This window comes from Aliivibrio sp. S10_S31, from assembly GCF_014694495.1.
GTDB classification, from domain to species: Bacteria; Pseudomonadota; Gammaproteobacteria; order Enterobacterales; family Vibrionaceae; genus Aliivibrio; species Aliivibrio fischeri.
In genome coordinates this window covers 1-21,906 of the sequence record NZ_JAAUWR010000018.1, presented here as the reverse complement: position 1 = coordinate 21,906, position 21,906 = coordinate 1, and the positions used below count along the sequence as shown (strand labels likewise).

General features: G+C 37.1%; 19 protein-coding genes and 1 rRNA gene. 8 read left to right on the top strand and 12 right to left on the bottom strand.

What is annotated here, in order from left to right; all coding sequences use genetic code 11:
* Window positions 1-4: 4 nt before the first annotated feature.
* The 4 genes from HC728_RS15025 to HC728_RS15010 all read right to left on the bottom strand — a co-directional run bounded on the left by HC728_RS15025 (window position 5) and on the right by HC728_RS15010 (window position 4,062).
* Window positions 5-856, bottom strand: a complete 852-nt coding sequence (locus HC728_RS15025) for a DMT family transporter (protein ID WP_012532785.1) — start codon at window positions 854-856, stop codon at window positions 5-7.
* Window positions 857-875: 19 nt separating this feature from the next.
* Window positions 876-1,328, bottom strand: a complete 453-nt coding sequence (locus tag HC728_RS15020; RefSeq protein WP_011261122.1) for a GNAT family N-acetyltransferase — start codon at window positions 1,326-1,328, stop codon at window positions 876-878.
* A 65-nt stretch (window positions 1,329-1,393) separates the two neighbouring features.
* Window positions 1,394-1,963 carry a Crp/Fnr family transcriptional regulator gene (locus tag HC728_RS15015; RefSeq protein WP_011261123.1) on the bottom strand — a complete coding sequence of 190 codons (570 nt, stop codon included), beginning with the start codon at window positions 1,961-1,963 and terminating at the stop codon, window positions 1,394-1,396.
* A gap of 116 nt (window positions 1,964-2,079) precedes the next feature.
* Window positions 2,080-4,062: a bifunctional 2',3'-cyclic-nucleotide 2'-phosphodiesterase/3'-nucleotidase gene (locus tag HC728_RS15010; protein ID WP_011261124.1), complete on the bottom strand. Its 1,983-nt coding sequence runs from the start codon at window positions 4,060-4,062 to the stop codon at window positions 2,080-2,082.
* A 409-nt stretch (window positions 4,063-4,471) separates the two neighbouring features.
* Here HC728_RS15010 and cysD point away from each other — a divergent pair, with 409 nt between their 5' ends.
* Genes cysD through cysC form a run of 4 tightly spaced genes read left to right on the top strand, consistent with a single transcriptional unit; the run spans window position 4,472 to window position 9,214 of the window.
* The gene (cysD, locus tag HC728_RS15005; protein WP_005417374.1) at window positions 4,472-5,380 is read left to right on the top strand and encodes a sulfate adenylyltransferase subunit CysD; all 909 of its coding nucleotides are present in this window, start codon (window positions 4,472-4,474) and stop codon (window positions 5,378-5,380) included.
* Window positions 5,381-5,409: 29 nt separating this feature from the next.
* Window positions 5,410-6,846: a sulfate adenylyltransferase subunit CysN gene (gene cysN / locus HC728_RS15000; protein ID WP_017018251.1), complete on the top strand. Its 1,437-nt coding sequence runs from the start codon at window positions 5,410-5,412 to the stop codon at window positions 6,844-6,846.
* Window positions 6,847-6,857: 11 nt separating this feature from the next.
* Window positions 6,858-8,585, top strand: a complete 1,728-nt coding sequence (locus HC728_RS14995) for an SLC13 family permease (protein ID WP_063668550.1) — start codon at window positions 6,858-6,860, stop codon at window positions 8,583-8,585.
* Between the two features lie 14 nt (window positions 8,586-8,599).
* Window positions 8,600-9,214 carry an adenylyl-sulfate kinase gene (gene cysC / locus HC728_RS14990; RefSeq protein ID WP_190395710.1) on the top strand — a complete coding sequence of 205 codons (615 nt, stop codon included), beginning with the start codon at window positions 8,600-8,602 and terminating at the stop codon, window positions 9,212-9,214.
* A gap of 91 nt (window positions 9,215-9,305) precedes the next feature.
* Here cysC and HC728_RS14985 read toward each other — a convergent pair whose 3' ends face one another.
* From HC728_RS14985 to HC728_RS14955, 7 genes are all read right to left on the bottom strand, one after another.
* Window positions 9,306-10,205, bottom strand: a complete 900-nt coding sequence (locus tag HC728_RS14985; RefSeq protein WP_005417387.1) for a TIGR03899 family protein — start codon at window positions 10,203-10,205, stop codon at window positions 9,306-9,308.
* Between the two features lie 307 nt (window positions 10,206-10,512).
* A complete protein-coding gene (locus HC728_RS14980; RefSeq protein WP_012532832.1) occupies window positions 10,513-11,001 on the bottom strand; it encodes a DUF3299 domain-containing protein in 489 nt (162 codons plus the stop codon).
* An 11-nt stretch (window positions 11,002-11,012) separates the two neighbouring features.
* Window positions 11,013-12,272 (bottom strand): ABC transporter permease, encoded by a 1,260-nt coding sequence (locus tag HC728_RS14975; protein ID WP_011261129.1) that lies wholly within the window; start codon window positions 12,270-12,272, stop codon window positions 11,013-11,015.
* Entirely contained in the window at window positions 12,269-12,955 is a 687-nt protein-coding gene (locus HC728_RS14970; RefSeq protein ID WP_012532759.1) for an ABC transporter ATP-binding protein, read from the bottom strand. The genes HC728_RS14975 and HC728_RS14970 overlap by 4 nt, the downstream gene beginning before the upstream one ends.
* A gap of 36 nt (window positions 12,956-12,991) precedes the next feature.
* A complete protein-coding gene (locus HC728_RS14965) occupies window positions 12,992-13,648 on the bottom strand; it encodes a DUF2796 domain-containing protein (RefSeq protein ID WP_012532640.1) in 657 nt (218 codons plus the stop codon).
* A gap of 47 nt (window positions 13,649-13,695) precedes the next feature.
* Window positions 13,696-13,989, bottom strand: a complete 294-nt coding sequence (locus tag HC728_RS14960) for a DUF2607 family protein (protein WP_072055390.1) — start codon at window positions 13,987-13,989, stop codon at window positions 13,696-13,698.
* Window positions 13,990-14,053: 64 nt separating this feature from the next.
* Window positions 14,054-14,605 (bottom strand): YtfJ family protein, encoded by a 552-nt coding sequence (locus HC728_RS14955; RefSeq protein WP_190395709.1) that lies wholly within the window; start codon window positions 14,603-14,605, stop codon window positions 14,054-14,056.
* A gap of 207 nt (window positions 14,606-14,812) precedes the next feature.
* Between HC728_RS14955 and HC728_RS14950 the strand changes: the two genes are divergently transcribed.
* Complete coding sequence (locus tag HC728_RS14950; protein ID WP_005417417.1) at window positions 14,813-15,028, top strand: DUF1107 domain-containing protein; 216 nt, start codon at window positions 14,813-14,815, stop codon at window positions 15,026-15,028.
* A gap of 53 nt (window positions 15,029-15,081) precedes the next feature.
* Here HC728_RS14950 and msrA read toward each other — a convergent pair whose 3' ends face one another.
* Entirely contained in the window at window positions 15,082-15,660 is a 579-nt protein-coding gene (gene msrA / locus HC728_RS14945; RefSeq protein WP_065639629.1) for a peptide-methionine (S)-S-oxide reductase MsrA, read from the bottom strand.
* Window positions 15,661-15,774: 114 nt separating this feature from the next.
* Between msrA and HC728_RS14940 the strand changes: the two genes are divergently transcribed.
* From HC728_RS14940 to HC728_RS14930, 3 genes are all read left to right on the top strand, one after another.
* Window positions 15,775-17,496, top strand: a complete 1,722-nt coding sequence (locus HC728_RS14940) for an autotransporter assembly complex family protein (RefSeq protein WP_190395708.1) — start codon at window positions 15,775-15,777, stop codon at window positions 17,494-17,496.
* Complete coding sequence (locus HC728_RS14935; protein WP_190395707.1) at window positions 17,493-21,293, top strand: translocation/assembly module TamB domain-containing protein; 3,801 nt, start codon at window positions 17,493-17,495, stop codon at window positions 21,291-21,293. Before HC728_RS14940 ends, HC728_RS14935 begins: the two co-directional genes overlap by 4 nt.
* A gap of 496 nt (window positions 21,294-21,789) precedes the next feature.
* Window positions 21,790-21,906 (top strand): 16S ribosomal RNA (locus tag HC728_RS14930); the annotation flags it as partial.

The following is a 21,906-nucleotide window of genomic DNA, read 5'->3' as shown; positions in this document are numbered from 1 at the left end:
TTTTTTACGATCTTCCTCTTATGTTCTTTAACCACGTTTTAGGCATAAGAGGAATGACAATCAATGCAATTCCCACTGCTGTTAATATGTCTGGGATCTCGTCAAACCAAATCACACCAAATATAACCACAAAAATTAATCCTGAATATTCAGCCAAAGAAATCTGAGTAGCAGGAGCTTTTTTGTATGCAATGGTCGCTAACCCATTATAACTAATAATAAAAGTTGCGCTCAGAGCAATCCAAAGAACGTCATGATAATACAATGGTTGCCAATAAAGCCAAGCTAAACCGCCTGAAACCGGTAAGGATAATAATGTCGTCCAAAACAGTGTGGTGATGACAGATTGATCGTTAGGAATTTTTCTTACCAAAATATTATATAACGCTAGGGTTGTTGCAGTTCCTAAGGCAAAAATAGCAGCCCAGTGGAATTGAGAAGGACGAAGAATAATAAGAACACCAATAAAACCGATAATGGTTTGGATAATTTTTTTCGTCGATGGTCTTTCATTAAGTAATAGTATTGAAAGCGGGATCATTAACAATGGTGCAGTATAAAAAACAGCATTGGCAGTCGCTAAAGTTAAGTAGGTGATTGATACCACCATACAACCACTACCAATTAAAAGAACATGAGCTCGTATTAGCGTTACTTTAGGGTTACTTAAGCATCTTAATTTGGGTTGTTGATGAAACCAAAAAGGAAACAGAAGAGCGAGTGAGATCAATTGACGCAGAAATATATATTGAAAAGGGGAGACTCCACCATCCAATACTTTAACTGCAACATCAGAAAGTGAAGCAAGTAAGTTTCCTAATATCAATAAGATAATAGCTAAATGAGTAGGAGCCATTATTGATCTCATACTCATCTTATTTTTCTAAACGCATATCAACATGGGGAATATCATCCTCAAGATACATATCAGAAATTACCTGAAATCCATGTTTTTGATAAAAGTGAGTTAGATGTTCTTGAGCACCAATATCAATCGTCTCTCCTGGCCATAATTCTTCACAACACGCTAAAGCTTGTGATAGAAGTTTATGTCCTAAACCATCACCTCTTGCAGTGCCTTTGGTTGCAACTCGTCCAATACTGACATTGATATAACTGGTACCAGCTGGCAGCAATCGAGCGCAGGCTATAATTTCATTATCTTTAGTGCCAATTAAATGATAAACCCCATCTTGGCAATCTTTGCCATCAAGTTCTGGGTAAGGGCAGGTTTGTTCTACAACAAAAACATCGACTCTTAAACGGAGTAATTCATAGAGTTGAGAGGTGGTTAATTCGGTAAATGGTATTTTTTGCCAATGGATCATGGAATTTATCTCAGTGAAAACGAAGAGTATCCAAGATACCTATGTTCACTTTTTTTGGCATTAACTTATGTTAACTTTTTAATTCTGTTTTTTATTCGACTTAAGCTGATATGAGTTATGCCAAGGTAAGCGGCAACTTGGTAATCGTTGAGTTGGGCTAATAGTTCTGGATAATTTTGACAGAAAACCTCGTAACGAGCTTGAGGAGAGTGTAATAACATAAAGCGTTCTTTTCTTTCTTTATACAAAAGTTGTGTTTCTAATAACTTGATATAAAGAGGGAGAGCATTTTTTCGCCATCTATCCAGTAGAGAGATAGGCAATGTTATTAAACTTGTTTGAGTGATGGTTTCAAGAGTGTAGGGAGATGACGTTTGGTCTAATAATTCTTCAAATCCAACAACCCAATCTCCTTTCCAATAAAATTCTTTACTAAATTGCTTGCCTTGTTCGGTGAGATAACAAGAATGACAAAACCCATCAATAAGAAAATAGAATTCATTAGCAACATTATTTTGTTTGATAAGTATAGACTTAGCAGGAAGAGTTTTTAGCTTACCTAACTTAACTATTTGAGATATTTCATGGGGAGTAAACCCGTGTGATTCCAGTTGAGTGGTAAAAAGATCATTCATAGTTAAGTACTTTTATTATTAGAAGATGATGTTTTAATAGTGGAAAACTTAGCATACAGATAAAAAAATAGCATGGTGAAATCACCATGCTATTTGTTTTGTAAAAGAGATGAATTTTATTTTGCTAAGTTAAGTTGATATACAGCAAAACCAACATCATCAGTCGCAACACGTTTCATTGGGTATTGACCTTTATCTTTAATAAACTGAGTTGCTTTTTCGCTTGGTGATGTTTCAAAGCGAATATCCAGTTTTTCGCCATTTTTTATTGGTGCGAAAGACCAGTTATTATCAGCTGATGGTTGAACTTGACCTGCCTCTTTACTAACTCGAGAAATGTAGTTAGCAAGAACGGTACGGTTTTCATCTGGAGAATCAAAAGCGATGAAATCAGCACCCGTGCCTGGGAACTTATTGCTGTAAGCTCGGTAGTTATTAGTTGCGATAAGGAAGTCTTGCTTCGCATCAATTGGTTTGCCTTGGTATGTTAAACCGATGATACGCTCAGAACCTTCATTAATTAAATTACAGTCACCGTCATATTTTGCTGGTTGAGTAATGTCAATTTGGTAGTTAACACCATCAATGACATCAAAGTTATACGTACGGAAACCATCCCAATCAATTAACTGTTGAGGTGCAGTACTGTTGATGTCGATTTGTTTAAATTGACCAGCAGAGCATTCAAGCCATTCTTTTACTTCTTTACCCGTTACTTTCATTGCAACTAAGGTATTCGGGTATAGGTATAAATCAGCCGCATTACGGAACGTCAATTGGCCTGATTCAACTTCTGTGAAGTTTGTTGGATCATTTCCACGACCGCCAGCTTTGAATGGCGCTGCCGCAGAAAGTACTGGAGTACCATCTAAATCAGGGTCGCCTTGAATGAAGCGTTCAACGTAATCTTTTTGTGCAAGGTTAACGATTTGAACGGTAGGATCATCTTGAACTAAAGCTAAGAAGCTATACATAACATCATCAGCTTTACCAATTGGCTGGTTAACGAAATCACGCGTGCCTTTATGATCAGCTTCTAAAGCTTGTACTATGCCTTTATCAGCGTCAGCCAGTGATTTCTGATTTGTTTTATCAAAAATAGGGCGAGCTTCTGATTGACCTTTTACTACACTCCATTTGCCATCTTTTTGCTCAAGAGTTAAATCCATTACACCAACATGGCTACCCCAGCGGCCAGGCATAACAGCAGCAACGCCGTTAATTGTACCGTTTTCGTTATCAATACCTTGCAGGTTATCGAATCCTTTTCCTGGGAAAACCGCATGTGAGTGACCAAAGGCAATAGCATCAATGCCGTCTACTTCAGAAAGGTAGTAGGTTGAGTTTTCTTCACCTTGTTTGTATGGATTCGTTGATACGCCAGAGTGAGGAATTGCAACGATAACATCAGCACCTTCTGCTTTCATTTGAGGTACTAATTCTTCTGCTGTTTCTTTTATGTCACGAGCAAAAACTTTACCTTCAAGATTCTTTTTATCCCATACCATGATTTGTGGTGGAACAAATCCGATGTAGCCGACTTTGATTTCGTGCTCTACACCTGCCGTATCTTTTAGTTTATGAGTTTTAATGATGTATGGTTTGAAATAATGCTCTTTTGTTTTTGCATCATAAACGTTAGCACTGATGTATGGGAAATCAGCATCATTAATTGATTCTGCTAAAAACTCTAAACCGTAGTTAAATTCGTGGTTACCAATGTTACCTGCATCGTAATCTAATTGATTCATCGCTTTATATGCAGGGTGAACTTCACCAGCTTCAATGCCTTTATCTGCCATGTAGTCACCCATTGGACTACCTTGCAATAAATCACCATTATCAACTAAAACACTGTTTGTTACTTCAGCACGAGCTTCTTTTACCAATGTTGCTGTACGAGCTAAACCAATTTTTTGAGTCGGCTTATCTTTGTAGTAGTCATAATCCATAAGGTTAGTATGGATGTCTGTTGTTTCTACCACTCGTAGATTAATAACTTCATCGGTATCGGTAACTGTTGGGCTACAACCTGAAAGGGTAAGTAGACCTAGGCCAGCTAATACTGCAATTGAAACAGGTTTTGCTGAGAGGTTCATAGTGTGTCTCCAAAAGGTGATAATCATAAAAGCGCCAATAAGATAACAGATTGGCTATGTTATAAATGTAACTGGCCTCTCAATGTGTGCAGTTGATCTTGTTTCAGTACGCTTTATGGTAATTAGATCACAGCTTTATTTTTTAATTAGTTAGTCATGGTATTGACCGATATTTTGATTTTCCTTTCTCGATTTTTCTTTATTTTTTCTGAATGAAACGCATTAATTTTTTTGCGTTAGCATTAAATCGAATAAAAAATGAAATTTTAGAATTTCAGGTAATAAAGTAACCCGTCTATAGTGGTTTTATTGGAATGACAATTCGCCGCCTGCAACGATAAAAAGAAGTGTTAAGACTATCACCAGAAGCAGGAGCCATTACCAAATTTAGCCTAAAGGACAAAAGCACATGGACGCAAAACGATTGACCCACCTTCAGCAACTAGAAGCGGAGAGTATTCATATTATTCGCGAAGTGGCAGCTGAATTTGATAACCCTGTAATGATGTACTCGATTGGTAAAGATTCATCAGTGATGCTGCATTTAGCTCGTAAAGCATTTTATCCAGGAAAGATCCCATTCCCACTTCTTCATGTTGATACCGATTGGAAATTCAAAGAGATGATTGAATTTCGTGATAAAACAGCAGAAAAATACGGCTTTGACCTATTAGTACACAAAAACCCTGAAGGGTTAGAAATGGGCATTAATCCGTTTGTGCATGGTTCATCAAAACACACCGATATCATGAAAACACAAGGTTTGAAGCAAGCATTAAATAAATACGGATTTGATGCTGCTTTTGGTGGAGCTCGTCGTGATGAAGAAAAGTCACGTGCCAAAGAACGTGTTTATTCATTTAGAGATAAAAACCATACATGGGATCCGAAAAATCAACGCCCTGAGTTATGGAATACGTATAACGGACAAGTAAATAAAGGGGAAAGCATTCGAGTATTCCCGCTTTCAAATTGGACTGAACTGGACATTTGGCAATACATCTATTTAGAAAATATTGAAATTGTTCCTCTGTATTTATCAGAGAAACGCCCAGTAGTTGAGCGTGATGGCATGTTGATCATGGTAGACGATGAGCGCTTAAAACTGGAAGAAGGTGAAGAGATCCAACATAAAGATATTCGTTTTAGAACTCTAGGTTGTTATCCATTAACAGGTGCGGTGGAATCAAAAGCGAATACATTGCCTGAAATTATTGAAGAGATGTTAGTTGCGACCTCAAGTGAGCGTCAAGGACGAGCGATAGATCATGATTCATCTGGCTCCATGGAGCTCAAGAAGCGTCAAGGTTACTTTTAATATCAGGCATCTAAGGAAGGATTAAATAAATGAATAGTGCAGTAGAGCAACAATTGGCAGAGCTTGGTATTGAAGCTTATTTAAAAGAACATCAATACAAATCATTACTTCGATTTTTAACGTGTGGATCAGTAGATGATGGTAAAAGTACCCTCATAGGCCGATTACTCCATGATTCAAAACAAATCTATGCAGATCAATTAGATGCAGTTCATGCTGACAGCCAACGAGTGGGTACTACGGGTGAACGTCCAGACTTGGCTTTATTGGTTGATGGTCTGCAAGCTGAGCGTGAGCAAGGTATTACGATTGATGTGGCATATCGTTACTTCTCAACTCAAAAACGTAAATTCATCATTGCAGATACGCCGGGACATGAGCAATACACTCGTAATATGGCTACGGGTGCATCAACCTGTAATGTCGCCGTGATTTTGATTGATGCTCGTAAAGGGGTGCTTGATCAAACTCGCCGTCACTCTTATATCGCGAACCTTCTTGGTATTCGTCATTTTGTAGTAGCTGTGAATAAAATGGATTTAGTTGAATATTCTCAATCTCGTTTTGAAGAGATTAAAGAGGAATACTTAGCTTTTTCTAAGAAATTGAATAATCCAAATTTAGATATTTCTATTTTACCTTTATCTGCATTAGAAGGAGATAACGTAGTAAACCCAAGCGAGGCATTATCTTGGTATCAAGGTGAGCCATTATTAGAAGTACTTGAAAATGTGGATATTGATGCAGATAAAGGCAATGGTGAGTTTAGATTCCCTGTGCAATACGTTAATCGTCCAAACTTAGATTTTCGTGGTTTTGCTGGAACGGTCTCTTCTGGCGGAATTTCTGTTGGTGATGAAATTGTGGCTTTACCATCAGGTAAAAAATCGAAAGTCGCTCGTATTGTTACCTTTGATGGTGATTTAACATCAGCTCAAGCAGGCCAAGCGGTAACGCTAACACTTGAGGATGAAATTGATATTAGTCGTGGTGACTTGTTAGTTAAATCACAATCGAACTTGCAAGCCACGGATCAGTTTAAAGCAGAGATTGTATGGATGACGGAAAAAGGATTAGAACCGGGTCGCCAATACGATATTAAAATTGCAGGTAAGAAAACCGTGGGGCAAATTGATGCTATTCACCATCAAGTGAATATCAACAGTCTAGAAAAGTTTGATACTCAAGAGCTGCCGCTGAATGGTATTGGTTTATGTGATGTATCGTTAACGGAAACCGTGAGTTTAGATCGCTATCAAGATTGTGCAGATACTGGTGGATTTATTTTTATTGATCGCTTAACTAATGTAACGGTAGGGGCAGGGATGATCCAAAACCTATCTGATTTGAGTGAGACTAAGCCAATTAATGACAATATCAGTGCGTTTGAAATTGAGCTAAATGCGTTAATTCGTAAGCACTTCCCACACTGGGAAACCCAAGATATTTCTAAGCTATTAGGCTAAGGACTGTCACTATGGCATGGGAACAAGGATTCGTTCTGGCGTTATTAACTCTGATTATTGTGAGTTTATTGGCAAGTAAGTTAAAACCAAGCGTCATATTTGCAGGCTCTGCATTTATTGCTTTTATGCTTGGTATGATTGATTTACCTAGCTTGGCAAAAAACTTTACTAATTCATCTTTGCTAACGCTAGTGCTGCTTATTTTAAGTTCTTGTGCTTTAGAAAAAACACGCCTTATCAGTTGGGTTGGGCGTTATATTTCTGAAGGAAGGTTAGGGAGTGTGGTAGGCAAATTAGGTCTATCTACTGCCTTACTTTCTTCTTTTACCAATAATACAGCGGTTGTTGTTTCACTGATTGGAGCAATCAAACGTAATCAACGACACGCGCCTTCACGATTACTTATTCCCTTATCTTATGCCGCTATATTAGGTGGAACATTAACGTTAATTGGTACTTCAACCAACCTTATCATTAATAGTTTTGTGGAAGACACTGGTTTACCGAGTTTAAGTTTCTTTGCTCCAACAACGATTGGTTTAGCCGTTCTATTTGGTGGTTTATTGATTTTAATTCCACTGAGTTATTTATTACCTCAATACGATGAAAGTCATCAAGATGAATTACCGTATTTTTTAGAAGCAAGAGTAGAGGGTGGCTCACCACTAGTCGGTAAATCAATCAGTGAAAATAACCTTCGAGCATTGCGTAAGTTGTTTTTAGCTGAAGTCATTCGTAATGGAAAAACCATACCATCGGTTGATCCAGATATGATTTTATTGGCAGGAGATAGGCTTCTGTTTTGTGGGGACATTGAAAGTGTTACGACGTTACAAGAAATTAATGGCTTAACCTTATTTGGTCAGCATCATTTAAATGGACAGAATCTACTTGAGGTTGTTGTAAGTCAATCGGCTTCTATTCGTGGAAAAAGCATTAAGTCAGCTCAATTTAGAGAACGCTTTGATGCGGTAGTGGTTGCTATTCGTCGAGGGCATGAGCGCCTTGAAGGTGGATTAGGCAAAATTGAATTACAAGCAGGGGATACATTAATTTTGGTTCCCGGCAAAGACTTTGAACAGAGCAAGCAACAACTAAAACGTGAATTCGTCATTATTAGTGATTTAGATTCAGCCGCAAAACTGGATGGAGATAAGAGTGCTTTAGTTTTGGTTGGTTTTGCTGCTGTGATTACCGCCGCTTTACTTGATGTGTTTCCTATTATTAAAGGACTCTCTGTTTACTTACTTGGTATGCTGGCGCTAGGGATTATTAATTTAGGTGAAATTCGTAGGCGATTCCCAATTGATATTGTTGTTATTGTTGGTGCAGCGCTTTCTATTGCACAGTTAATGTTGTCATCAGGTCTTTCTGTTCAATTAGGCGAAATGTTTATTGAGCTGTTTAATGGCTGGGGAGTAATGGGGGCATTAATTGCGGTATACCTTATTACGTTGGTGTTGACTGAACTTATTACCAATAATGCAGCGGCAGCACTGGCTTTTCCTATTGGTTATAGCATGGCATTGGGGTATGGCGTTGACCCCATGCCTTTTATTATGGCGGTGCTTTTTGGTGCGAGTGCCAGTTTTATTTCCCCTTATGGATATCAAACCAATCTACTCGTTTTTAGTGTGGGCAATTACACACTGCTCGATTATGTGAAAGTAGGATTACCCATGTCGATTATTTATTCGGTACTGGTATTAGCATTAATCCCTTACTTTTTCCCATTTTAATTCAAGGATGAAACATGACAGCACAATCAGTAATAAAAGATGAGAATGTCGTTTGGCATCAACATACAGTAACAAAGAAAATTCGTTCCGATCTTAAAAAGCAAAAACCGGCGGTGCTTTGGTTTACTGGATTATCGGGGTCAGGGAAATCAACCATTGCAGGTGCATTAGAAAGTAAATTGGCAGAGCTTGGGTATCATACCTATTTACTTGATGGTGATAATGTTCGTCATGGTTTATGTAAAGATTTGGGCTTTTCAGATCATGATAGGCAAGAAAACATTAGACGTATTGGTGAGCTTGCAAAGTTGATGGCAGATGCTGGGCTTATTGTATTAAGTGCGTTTATTTCACCTCATAGAGCTGAGCGTCAAATGGTTCGAGAGTTACTGCCTGAAGGTGAGTTTTTAGAAGTTTTTGTGAATACCTCACTGGACGAGTGTGAAAAAAGAGATCCAAAGGGCTTATATAAAAAAGCACGAGCCGGTGAGATAAAACATTTCACAGGAATTGATTCTGAATATCAACAACCGTTAAACCCCGAAATTGATTTGCCCGCAGGAACTCAGTCGATAGAAGTATTAGTTGAGCAGTGTTTAGAAGAGCTAAAAGTACGTTCAATTATCTAGAAGAAAAACATAGCCCTAGTAGTGACTGTCTTTTGAAACCATTCAATCTAGGGCTCTGATTATTTTTGATGCTTACCTTTAACTTAGACAACTAAGCCATTGTTGAAATGGATTTCGCAGCAACATCCGTTTCAACCATAAATTTCTGACTTAATAAACTGATGAGATTATCGTAATAATTTTCATTCGGTTTATTGCCTAGCAGTTTACATAGCTCAGCACCAGTAGGACTAAATCGGTAATATACTAATCGAGACCCTTTCTGCATTGGTTTTATTGCTATGTTCTTCCCTTGATATTGCAAGGGTAAGGCGGGTTCAAACTCAATCTCTCCTGACTCTAGTTCAGTGCTAAGTAGTAAACCTAACTCAATAAGAAGTAATAAACTTGAATAAGGCAGTTTGTAGTTACCTAAATGAATGAGCTGAGGTCCATCTGTTTTATAGAAATTAAAAAAAGTACCAGCACATTTGTAACCCAATAGGAGTTTTTTACTGTTGTCTTGTCCAAAGCTGCAAGCCAGTGAAGCAGCTCTTTGAAATGTTTGAGCTTCACGTTGGGTCATGTCTTTTAGAACTTTGAGAGCTTTCATTGAAGTGGAGCCAGGGCTGATCACTTCTTGTTTGAATATTTGGCTCCACAGTTTTTGCATTGATGAGTCGTGAATATCTTTTGCCATTTCAAAGAAACGATGTAGCCAATCAGGGTCTGGGTCGCCTGCGGTTTCATCATTGCAATAATCGTGAGCGAGTTTTACGATTTTTTCTAAATTTTGTTGTTGTTGTTCACGCAATAATTTCTCACGATATAACGCACGTTTAAGTAGTGTTTCTTCTGGTTTTGGAGGCTGAAGATTGGCCGCAAGACCTTGCTGAATTGCAATTTCTTTTAGTCGTCTAGCGCTGCTAACTACATAATGTTCTTTTTTATGAGTTGGTTGTTCTTTTTTAGTTGTTTCATCTTTAGTGATGATAGTTTGCTGCGTATTCATGAGTTCGCCTAGCTTCGATTTAACATGATTTCCCATTATCTTATCGGTTGCTGAAAATAAAAACTTTAATCTCAAAGCAGTATTTGCGAGTTAGTCAAATAAAGTAGCAGGTAATTAGTGGTCAAATGATAAATTTTTGTTAAAATAAACCAGTTAATTAATAACGATGGAGAGAGGAAATGAAAGAGTCAAATTTTAAGAAAATTCTATTTAGCGTTACATTAGTTAGTGTTTATGCAGTAACACTGGTTTATTTATCTAATTATATTTAACTAAACAAAATAAACCAGTGTAAAATATTTGTTAATTATTCGTCATCATCATATTCTTCTAATCTAACGCCTTCAATAAGATAACCGGTTTCAGCAAGTTCGCTATCAATGGTTTCTGTTTTTAACTTCCCAACAATATAAATGACATCCCATAGTTGCTGTATTGGAGCGCCTTTTTCGAATTTCACGTAAATAATCTGATTTGGTGGTGGTGGTGGAACATGAATACACGCACCAAAGTAAGGTACTAACAGAAATTCTGTGATCATTTTATCGTCGCCCTCTAAAGGGATCACAAAACCGGGTATTTTTACCATACTTCCGTTTAATTCTTGTCTAACTGAACCCACTAAAGATTGCTGCATTTGACCACCATTATGATCAATTTTAGGCATTCCCATCGAGTCAAATTGATTTCTTTCTTGTTCAGGAATCAAATCAATCCAATCAAGTTTTAGTACCTCATTACTGAATGCACTAAAAGGCACCAGCATCAATAGGAAGATAATTATTTTCTTTTTCATTAAAAGGGTCCTTATAACCTTATTGTCATGCCATCACTTAAAGAGTGTCGGTAAGCTTGGATTGCTGGAATAACGCCAATCACAAAGCCTGAACACAAAACAAGACCAAGTAGCTTGAGTTCATAAAGTGTTGGTAGGGTTAACTCAATGGCAATGCCATAATATTGTTGGATTATAGGTTGTAGAATACTGAGAGATAAGTAAAGCCCCATTAGGCCTACTATGATCCCAAAGCTAGTTATTACTACGGCTTCACTAATCAATAAGATAAAAATATGCTTAGGTTGAGCCCCCATTGCACGCAAGATAGCCATTTCTCTACGGCGCTCTTGCAAGCTAGTTAATAGGCTTGTTAGCATTCCCATTAAGCCCGCGGCAACAACAAAAACAGATACGGCTAAGAGCGCTTGCTCTGCCACAGACATCATTCCCCATAATTCATGTAATGCGATACCTGGAAGAATGGCACTAAGTGGTTCTTTTGAATATTCATTAATGTAGCGTTGTAGAGCAAAGGTTTGAATCTTTGATTTTAATCCAAGCATGAAAGCTGTGATTTCTGCAGGTTCAAATTTTTGCTTTTCTAAGACTTTTGCATCTGGAGTATTGCCTAAATGCGCACCGCTTTCCCAGCCTACATGAATGGCTGATATTGCTTCTAGTGAAACATGTAGGGTTTTATCTACAGGTGTTCCTGTTGGTTTTAAAATACCTACGACAGTAAAAGGTAAATTATCGTGTCTGGTAAAAGACTTATCACTGATCCCGTGCGCAATAACCAATTTATCCCCTAAATGATAATTGAGTTTATTAGCAACATCAGCACCTAATACGACATCAAATAATCCATTAAATGATTTGCCTTCTTTAAACTCAAGAGGCTGTTTTTTTCCATATTGATAAAAACGAAAATAGTCTTGATTCGTCCCCATGACACGGAAACCTTTATGGGAATCACCTAGAGAAATCGGAATGGCCCACTTTACTGCTCTTTGATGAATGATTTCTTGATAGCTTTTCCAATCAATATTATTTGTCGCATTACCTATTCTAAAAACAGAATAAAGCAGTAGGTTAACTTGACCAGAACGAGCACCAACAATCAAATCAGTATTCGAAATCGTGTTCGCAAAACTATTCTTAGCTTCTGTACGAATGCGTTCTACACCAACCAATAGCATTACCGAAATAGCAATTGTTGCAACAGTAAGTAATACGGTTGTTTTACGATTAATTAGACTTTTCCAAGCTAATTTTGTAATGCCTATCATGAGATGCCTCCAGCTTTATTCAATTCTCTTAAATCAATACTTTGATCGAATAAAGACTCTAAACTTGGGTCATGGCTGACAAAAAGTAAACTCGCGTTACTGTTTCTGCACTCATTCATTAATAACTCAATAAAAGCAAAACGAGTTTCGTGATCCAGTGCTGATGTCGGTTCATCGGCAATGATTAATTTAGGTTTTCCAATAAAAGCTCTAGCGGCGGCCACTCGTTGTTGTTGGCCAATACTTAAGTCTGTAATTGGCTTATTAAAATGAGAAGCTGGTAATTGAAGCTGGGTTAAAAGACGTGTTGCTTCTATGCGTAATTCTTTTATAGATAATGTTTTTTTTGAAGAAAATTGATAAGGCAAAATTACATTATCGATAACGGATAAATAAGGTAGTAAGTTAAATTGCTGGAAAATATAACCAATATTATCAGCTCTGAATCTATCTCTTTGATTTGATGAGAGTTGATTAATATCAGTACCATTAATTGTTACACAACCAGACGTTGGTGAGAGGATACCCGTTAAAAGACTCAATAGGGTTGATTTACCACTTCCACTCGGACCTTTAATAAATAGTTTGCTTCCTTGTTTTTGAGTAAAAGAAGGAATATTTAATGTTAATTCACTTTGATTGGGCCAATGAAAAGTCAGGTTTGATAATTCAATAATGTTCATAGTAAAACTGGCGATGTTACCACCGCCATACCTAAGCTATAGAGTGATAACTGATGATTTTGGTGTTAATGAAGCGGCTTTTTGTCCAGCATCACCAAGATATTGAATTGTCATTTTATGTGTATGAGGGAAGTGAGTGAACCACTGAGTTTCTATTTGGTCTAGGTTTGAAATCGCTTCACAGTGATATTCATATTGAGCACTAAACTCACCATGCTTGCCATGTTCTTTATGGTGTTCACCATCATGGTGGTCGTGGTCGTGGTCGTGGTCGTGGTCGTGTTCATGGTCATCATGATCGTTATGATTAACTAGGTTATGAGATACATGAGCTTCTTCAAATGTACATTTTGCATTTTCAGGAAGTGTAAAGATTAGGTTTGGGTTGTTTAATGTTTTTACTGCATTAGCAAGTACTTGCTTTTGAGCGTCATCCTTTGGAGCATGTTCAAAACCAACAACATCAGCACCAGGAGCGGTGATCTCAAAAAGTAAGTGATCACCATCTTGAGCAATATTAGTTTCAACAACACCATGGACATGAGCATCGTGGTGACGATGTTCAGTTTCATGATGCTCTCCATCATGGTGGTTATGATCATGGTGGTCATTAGCATTTGCAGCATAGCTTACCGAGAATAAAGAACCTGAAACGGCTAGGCAAAGAAGTGTTTTTTTATTACAGATAGACATAATAATTTCCTATTTTCTAAGAATGATAAATTGAATGTAATTATTGTTTAGAGAATAGACCGAGTTGGAGGTGCTCGCGAATGAACTGTTATGTTTAAAGGTGATGAGTTTTCAACTATAGAAAATAAAGAACAAATAATTAGCTGGGGAATAACTGGAGGTGATGTAATGTTGATACAAATTCCAGAGCTAAATGATTGAAACTGCTGGCAATGATGATCTTCATGATGATGTAAGTTGGTATCAACTTGGTGATTAGCAACCAAAATACCAAACAACGCTAGGAGTATTGCAAACCCCCAATTTAACCAGCGTTGTTTAGTAAAGAAATACGATTGCATTGTACTACCCTAATTGAATGAGTAGTAAATGTAATAATATAACATTTTATAAGCAAGGCATTATTTATAATTGAGTGTGAATTAGCGCAATAACTTGCTTAATTTCATCCTTTGATAACTTTCCTTCTTTAATAAAAAGAATTTTCCCTTCTTTATCTTGAACGATAATTGCTGAACTTTCAGGTTGTAAATCCCAAGCTTTTGCTACCTTACCGTGCTCATCTAATACCATTGAAGACCATGAAAACTCTTCTTTGCTTTCTTCAGCAGAAGACTTCACAAATCCACCAGTTCCCCAGATAGAATCATCTTGATTGATGATGGTTGTTGTTTGATATTCTGTTTCTGGGAACTTTTCTAATGTAATAGCACTCATAAGTTCGGCGTTCATTGCTTTCGCACTGCTTCGACCTGCTATTGCCTGCAATACTCGAACTTTTCCTTTAAGTTGTTCAGTATTCCAGTTTTGATAGGTTGCAGCTGAGTTTTTAAAAAAGATTTCACCATATTGTTCAATCGAAACAGATGGAACTTCTTTATTAAGAGTTAGGTTGTGAGCAAATGAAAGAGAAGGGAGCAGACAAGCTGCAAGTGTAAGTAGTTTTACTTTTTTCATTTTTATTATCCTTGATGATTAACTTTCGTAGTTTAGTGTAGCGATAAGAAAAAAGCGATTCGACCAGTCCTTGCTGTTTTGATTTTCTCCTTGTTGAAAATAGTTTTGCTTCCTATAATGTTAATCACTTGTTTTGTTTGTAATAAAACAGTGTGGATTGGCGTTTGTTTTCAGGACTAATAAAACCTTTATATGGATAATCGGGGAATGGCTATGTTTAGAAATTTTAAGGCTTATCGACCATTGCAAGTCGCTCGTTTTGTAAAAACGTTATTTAAGGGTAATTTGCATATTGAAGGAATTGGAACTTTTGAGTTTGATGGCGGTAAAATTTTAATGCCAAATCAAGGAACTAAGAAAATGCTATTAGTTATGAGTGAAGTGAATCAACATATTCGTCAACTATCAATGATGCCTGCTTAAAATTATAGTAATAGTTAATAGAAGGTGCTCGTGGTCATGAGCACCTTTTTTGTTTATATGAAACAAACTCCAGTACCTTTTAGACCACAATAACCATCAGGGTTTTTAGCTAAATATTGTTGGTGATACTCTTCGGCAAAGTAAAAGGTTTGGGCTGGTACAACTTCCGTTGTAATAGCTCGCATGATACCTTGTTTTTGTAGAGCTGCTTGGTATTGCTGTTGAGTTTGTTTCGCTGTTTCCAGTTGCTCTTTAGATGTTGTATAAATAGCTGAACGATATTGTGACCCAATATCGTTACCTTGTCGCATTCCTTCTGTCGGGTCGTGTTTTTGCCAGAAAGAATGTAATAAGGTATCTAATGAAATTATTGTTGGGTCAAAAATGATTTTTACAACTTCAGTATGATTAGTTGTGCCTGTACAGACTTCTTTATAAGTAGGGTGTGATGTCACTCCTCCACTGTATCCAACTGCAGTAGAGTAGACGCCTTCTAACTGCCAAAAAAGACGTTCAGCACCCCAAAAGCAACCCATACCAAAAAATATTTGTTCAAAATTTGGCGGTATGAATTCTAAATTACGTTGAGAAATAAAATGAAGTGGTGGTGACGTTGGTTGTTTAGTTGTCATGTTGCATCCTTCAACTGAGTTAAGATAGAAGACATTTATCTTGTGCTACTCTATAAAACGAGTAAATTACCATTGCATATAATGCATTAATGAATTAATAGAATAATTACAAGTATGATAAAGAAGTTACCTTTATTCATTATAGTTTGTTTGCTTGCAATCTCATCTCAAGCCTTAGCAGAAACAGAACTAGAAATAGAGGGATTAGAAGGACCTTTGCTGAGTAATGTCGAAGCATATATCTCAGGTATTCCAGAAGAAGACTATTCTGTCTCTCTTCGTTTTCAAGCTCGTCTTCAAGAAAGTGTTACCGATGCCTTAAAAGCTCTTGGTTATTATCAACCAGTCACTACTTTCACTATCGAAGAAGAACAATCAGATCATACTTTAATTATGAATATCGAAGCAGGTGCACCTGTTATTATCTATGTCAGCGATATAGTGATTAGTGGTGAAGCTGCGACAGATGAGGATTTTATTAAGGCCGTAGATAATTCTGGATTAAATCTTGGACAAGTCATTAATCATGGTCGATATGAAAGTTTAAAAAGTACGCTACAAAATTTGGCATTGAGAAAAGGCTATTTTGATGGTGATTTTACGACGAATCTTTTGGAAATAGCACCTGGTCGACATCAAGCAATGGTTCGTTTGCATTATGATAGTGGTAAACGATACAGTTTTGGGGATACATCGATTGATGGTAGTCAAATTGAAGAAAAAAGAGTTCGCTCAATTATTCCGTTTAAAGCTGGAGACCCTTATCTTGCAAGTCAAGTCGGTGAATTAAATCAATCCCTTTCAAATACTGAGTGGTTCTCTTCTGTTTATGTTGAGCCAGATATCGACGCTGTTGGAAAAACATATCAACTGCCAATGAAAGTCCATCTTTCGCCTCAAGTTAAAAATCAATTAGAAACAAGTATTGGTTATGCAACTGACGTTGGTGCGAGGGGGAAAATTCGCTGGAAAAAGCCTTGGTTAAACCCTGAAGGACACAGTTTAGATACTGCTCTTTCAATTTCAAAACCAGAACAAGAAGCAACTATTTCTTATAAGATCCCGTTAGAGCAAGTTTTAAAAGATTATTACATCGTTAAATATGGTCTTAAAAACGTAGATAATAATGATACAGACAGTTTAGAGTCGAATTTAGCTTTTGAAAGACATTGGGTTTATGACTCAGGTTGGCATCGAACTATCTATACTCGTTTTTTATATGAAGAATTTACTCAAGGTGTACAAGATGGCACTGCATGGTTAGTGTTACCTGGTATTTCTTTTTCTCAAAGCCGTTCCCGTGGTGGCACCATGCCAATGTGGGGAGATAAAAAAGCATTTACCATTGAGGCAACAGATCAAGCCTTAACATCGGATGTGAAGTTATTACGTTTACAAGCTCAAGGTGCGATTGTTCGTAGTATCGGAGAAAACCATAGAGGTGTAGCTCGTGCCGATATTGGTGCTATATATACTGATGATTTTTATAAGTTACCGCCATCAATTCGTTTTTTCGCTGGTGGTGATAATAGTATTCGTGGTTATGGATATGAAGAAGTATCTCCAAAAGACAGTGAAGGTTATTTAACTGGTGGCCAATATATGGCGACAGCTAGCCTTGAGTATCAATATCGAGTAGTCGGTAATTGGTGGGTTGCAACGTTTGTTGATTATGGTGATGCATGGTTAGATACTCCAGATTGGAAAATGGGTACCGGTGTTGGTATACGATGGGCTTCGCCTGTAGGTCCCGTTCGACTTGATTTCGCATGGGGGTTTGATGCTGAGCCAGGCGATGAATTTAAAGTCCATTTTACCTTGGGGCCAGAAGTATGAGTTCCATTAACATGAACGAAGAACATAACAATCAAGAGTTGAAGAAAAAACGACGTTTTAGTCGCCACTGTCTTTGCTTTGCTCTTTTTTTTCCATCAATTTTATTATTACTCCTATTAATAGTAGGCGCCGTTGTCTTTACGAATTCAGGATTAAAGCTGATAGTTTGGGGCGCAGAAAAAGCACTTCCTGAACTATCAATTGAAGGTGTAGAAGGAAGTGTCATTCCTGAATTTACATTATCGAATATAACCTATGACAATAGACAATTGCTTAGTACGGAGATATCTCGCTTTCATTTTGCACTAACACCTAAATGTCTATTAATTCCTTCCGTTTGTATTGATGAGATTTCTGTGGATGGACTGACGTTAGATTTTCCAACACTCCCAACTTCAAATGAAGAAGAGCCAACGAATACTGCTGAAAATACGTTGTTGTCGATTCCTATCCCGATTGCAATAACCAATATTACCTTAAACAATATAGATGCGAATATTTTGGGAAATCATATTCAGTGGAAAACATTTTCTACTGGAGTGAATATCCATAAAAGTGAATTAACATTAACTCCTTTGAACTGGGATCATATTCGCTTAGAGCTTGCTTCAAGTGAAAGCACTGCTGTAAAAAATACAGAAAAAACAACATCGTCAAAAAAAGATGATGCACCTATCGTTTTACCTGAAGTATTTATCCCTTTAAATATAAAAGTTGAACAGTTCGCACTTCGTGATTTTATCCTACAGCAAGAGACCCCCGTAAAAGTAAACAAACTAAACTTCAAAGCAACTGCTGGTGAAAATAACGCGAGTATTAATGATTTTTACTTGGATGTACCACAAGCAAACTTATCACTTAATAATGAAGTGGTTTTAAAGGGGGATTACCCTCTTACTTTAGACGGATTGCTTGAACTAAAAGAAACGGAACTAAAAGGTCATAAGTTAGCTATAGAAGTTGATGGAAGTGTTGCTGATTTGAATGCTTCATTAACCTTGAGTGGTGGTCTAAAGGTTAAAGTCGATGCAAATGTTCATCCTTTAGATAAAAAATTTCCGTTTGATATACATGTATATAAAGGTGACCTGTACTGGCCATTAACTGGCGATAAAGACATTAAGGTTCACATCCCTAATATAAAGACAGAAGGTAATCTTGATCAATATAACTTTGCAAGTGCTCTATATATAGAGGGGAAATCAATTCCTCAAACAGATTTACGCTTAGAAGGAAGAGGAACCTTAGAGAAAGTCGATTTATCTGATTTGTTAATTGATACGTTAGGTGGATCCATTTCAGGAAGTGCAGAAGTCAATTGGGCTTCATTGGTATCGTGGAAAACAGATATTAATTTGCAGAATATACAACCCGGATTACAGTGGCCAGAAGCCGAAGGGGATATCAGTGGGCAATTGATTACTGATGGACATTTAACTGAAAATGGTGGCTGGGTTGTTGATGTACCAACTATAGATATTAATGGCGTATTCAGAAATTACCCTTTGCTAGTTCAGGGTGCATTAAAAGCTGACGATGTTCGAGGTGTGGGCGAACCTCATTTAAGTATTTCCCAGTTAACAATTAACCATGGTGATAATGGTTTAGCGGTTTCTGGTGAATTAAACAAAGAGTGGGATCTAAACGTTAATATCGACTTCCCAGAGTTATCAGATAGCGTGCCAGATGTTCATGGCAAATTGATTGGTAATGTTGCATTAACGGGAGAGTTAACTAAACCTAGAATCGATCTTGATATCGATGCTCTAGGATTACAGTTACCTAAGAAGGCAACCTTAAATAAAGCTTCTATAGAAGGATATATAGTACCGTCTCCAACAATTGATGCCAATTTAAGTATTAAGTTATTAGACGGAAAATACCAAAAACAAGTATTGAATGATTTGATTATTCGATTTAGTGGTAAAGAACAAGCTCACAAATTGCAAATAGACTTAAATTCAAACGTTATTGATTCTCACCTTGTATTTAAAGGCTCACTTGATCGAACCCAAGGTTGGACAGGGGAATTAAGTGAAGCTGATGTGATTACTGAAATTGGACCATGGAATTTAGATAAAAAAGCAGACCTTGCTTATGACATTAAAAAAGAAGAATTATTTGTTCAGGCAAACTGTTGGAGTCAGGGAAAAACGGCGCTTTGTTTGAATAAAGATTTATATGCCGGTAAGTCCGGTGATGCTGATATAAGCATTAAACATTTTGAATTTAGTAAACTGCAAAAATTCATTCCAGAAGAAACCGTTATTAATGGTGAAGTTAATCTTGATGCATTAGCTAAGTGGTCTGTTGGTCAGTCTCCTTATGTTAAAGCTAAATTGCATCTTCCAAAGGGTAATATTCAACAGCAGATGGAAAGCCCACTTATTATTGGTTGGGACGATTTTACTGTTAATGCTGAAATGAAAGATGATGAGTTAGCTGCTGATTGGCTGCTAGCGTTAACTGATAATGGCCAATTAACAGGAAATATGAAAATTGACCAGTTAACAAAAGCAAAAACATTAACGGGTAACTCAAAGATAGAGCAAGTTTCATTAGCAATGTTAGAGCCTATTTTAGGTGAATATAGCCAACTGAGAGCGATGGTGAATTCTGATATTGATATTTCTGGACCAATAGAACATCCGAAATTGTTAGGTAACTTGAGTATCGATGAGATAAAAGTCAAAGGTGAGGTATCTCCCGTAGATATTAATGAGGGAAATATTGATATTGTTTTCGCAGGTCATAGCGGAAAACTAAGCTCATTAATTACAACTGCTGATGGTGACTTGCATATTGATGGTACTGCGCATTGGAGTGATTTGAATAAGTGGGATGCTGGCTTAGATATTTTTGGGAATGAATTACAAGTTAATGTGCCACCAATGGTAAAACTCAAAGTTAAGCCTGATATGAAGATTCGAATTAACCCTACACTCGCTAAGATTACGGGTTCTATTGGAATACCATGGGGCAGGATTGTTGTTCAAGAATTACCAGAGAGTGCTATTGGAGTATCTAAAGATGAAGTTATTCTTGGCGATGATCTAAAACCAATAGAAAAACCATCACCATTACCTATGACGGTTGAAACCGATATTAATATCAATATTGGTAATGATGTACTGTTATCAGCGTTTGGTTTAGAAGGTGGGTTAGTTGGTAATCTTAATATTACTCAAAAAAATAAAGGGCCATTTATTACAGGTGAAGTAAATATTAAAGAAGGGACATATCGTTCATTTGGGCAAGATCTACAAATTAGAAAAGGTAAAATTCTATTTAATGGTCCAGCAGACCAACCTTATGTAGATATAAAGGCAATTCGAAATCCTGAGAATACACAAGATGACGTTGTTGCTGGTATTAAGGTCACAGGTCCTGCTGATACACCAAGAGTGGAAATATTTTCATCACCAAGCATGCCTCAAGCTAATGCGCTTTCTTATTTATTAAGAGGGCAAGATATTGATGGGGAGTCAGGTGGCAATGCAATGACAACCACTTTAATTGGATTAAGTTTGGCAAAAAGCGGAAAGGTTGTTGGTGAAATTGGCCAGGCATTTGGTGTACAAGATTTACAATTAGATACGGCTGGTTCAGGAGATGACTCACAAGTAACGATTAGTGGTTATATAGCCCCTGGATTACAAGTGAAGTATGGAGTCGGCATATTTAACTCATTAGGTGAATTTACATTGAGATATCGAATTATTAGTGATCTCTATATAGAAGCTGTATCAGGAGTAGATAATGCTGTTGATTTAATTTATCAGTTTGAATTTGATTAAAATAGGTTAAATGTGGATAACTTTGTGGGTAAGCTGTTGCCATGGTAAGGGTAAAAAAAGATAAGTTTTCTTTTGAATAAAATGCCATCAAACAAGCATAAAATATAAAAAAAAAGCTATTTTATGCTTGCTAATGAAATCGAACTCCCTATAATGCGACCTCACTGACACGGAGCGCTCAACCAAGAGCTGCAAAGGGTTGGTAAGAAAAACGGTTTGAAAATTAAATTTAAAAAAGTGTTTGACACGAAAGTTTAATTAGCTAAAATGACCGTCCTCTTCGCAGAGAAGCGGAAACGCTTTGAAAGTAGAAGAAAAGCTCTTTAAAAATTAGAAACCTATTAATCTGTGTGGGCACTTGTGAATTGATAATCACTATTTGCGAAAACAAATGGAATCAATGAACTGAGTGACTACACAAAATTACTTTTATGTAACAATCAGTATTAATCATTGAGTCGGTTTTGTTTCTGCTGAAACAAACCCAAAAAAACTTTAATTGAAGAGTTTGATCATGGCTCAGATTGAACGCTGGCGGCAGGCCTAACACATGCAAGTCGAGCGGAAACGACTTAACTGAACCTTCGGGGAACGTTAAGGGCGTCGAGCGGCG

Bases quoted from the DNA above. Each gene is read 5' to 3' on its own strand.
- HC728_RS15015 (WP_011261123.1), bottom strand. From the start codon at position 1,963: ATGAATGATCTTTTTACCACTCAACTGGAATCACACGGGTTTACTCCC.
- HC728_RS14970 (WP_012532759.1), bottom strand. From the start codon at position 12,955: ATGAACATTATTGAATTATCAAACCTGACTTTTCATTGGCCCAATCAA.
- cysD (WP_005417374.1), top strand. From the start codon at position 4,472: ATGGACGCAAAACGATTGACCCACCTTCAGCAACTAGAAGCGGAGAGT.
- cysC (WP_190395710.1), top strand. From the start codon at position 8,600: ATGACAGCACAATCAGTAATAAAAGATGAGAATGTCGTTTGGCATCAA.
- HC728_RS15010 (WP_011261124.1), bottom strand. From the start codon at position 4,062: ATGAACCTCTCAGCAAAACCTGTTTCAATTGCAGTATTAGCTGGCCTA.
- HC728_RS14995 (WP_063668550.1), top strand. From the start codon at position 6,858: ATGGCATGGGAACAAGGATTCGTTCTGGCGTTATTAACTCTGATTATT.
- HC728_RS14985 (WP_005417387.1), bottom strand. From the start codon at position 10,205: ATGAATACGCAGCAAACTATCATCACTAAAGATGAAACAACTAAAAAA.
- cysN (WP_017018251.1), top strand. From the start codon at position 5,410: ATGAATAGTGCAGTAGAGCAACAATTGGCAGAGCTTGGTATTGAAGCT.
- HC728_RS14960 (WP_072055390.1), bottom strand. From the start codon at position 13,989: ATGCAATCGTATTTCTTTACTAAACAACGCTGGTTAAATTGGGGGTTT.
- HC728_RS15020 (WP_011261122.1), bottom strand. From the start codon at position 1,328: ATGATCCATTGGCAAAAAATACCATTTACCGAATTAACCACCTCTCAA.
- HC728_RS14935 (WP_190395707.1), top strand. From the start codon at position 17,493: ATGAGTTCCATTAACATGAACGAAGAACATAACAATCAAGAGTTGAAG.
- HC728_RS14980 (WP_012532832.1), bottom strand. From the start codon at position 11,001: ATGAAAAAGAAAATAATTATCTTCCTATTGATGCTGGTGCCTTTTAGT.
- HC728_RS14965 (WP_012532640.1), bottom strand. From the start codon at position 13,648: ATGTCTATCTGTAATAAAAAAACACTTCTTTGCCTAGCCGTTTCAGGT.
- HC728_RS14940 (WP_190395708.1), top strand. From the start codon at position 15,775: ATGATAAAGAAGTTACCTTTATTCATTATAGTTTGTTTGCTTGCAATC.
- msrA (WP_065639629.1), bottom strand. From the start codon at position 15,660: ATGACAACTAAACAACCAACGTCACCACCACTTCATTTTATTTCTCAA.
- HC728_RS15025 (WP_012532785.1), bottom strand. From the start codon at position 856: ATGGCTCCTACTCATTTAGCTATTATCTTATTGATATTAGGAAACTTA.
- HC728_RS14975 (WP_011261129.1), bottom strand. From the start codon at position 12,272: ATGATAGGCATTACAAAATTAGCTTGGAAAAGTCTAATTAATCGTAAA.
- HC728_RS14955 (WP_190395709.1), bottom strand. From the start codon at position 14,605: ATGAAAAAAGTAAAACTACTTACACTTGCAGCTTGTCTGCTCCCTTCT.
- HC728_RS14950 (WP_005417417.1), top strand. From the start codon at position 14,813: ATGGCTATGTTTAGAAATTTTAAGGCTTATCGACCATTGCAAGTCGCT.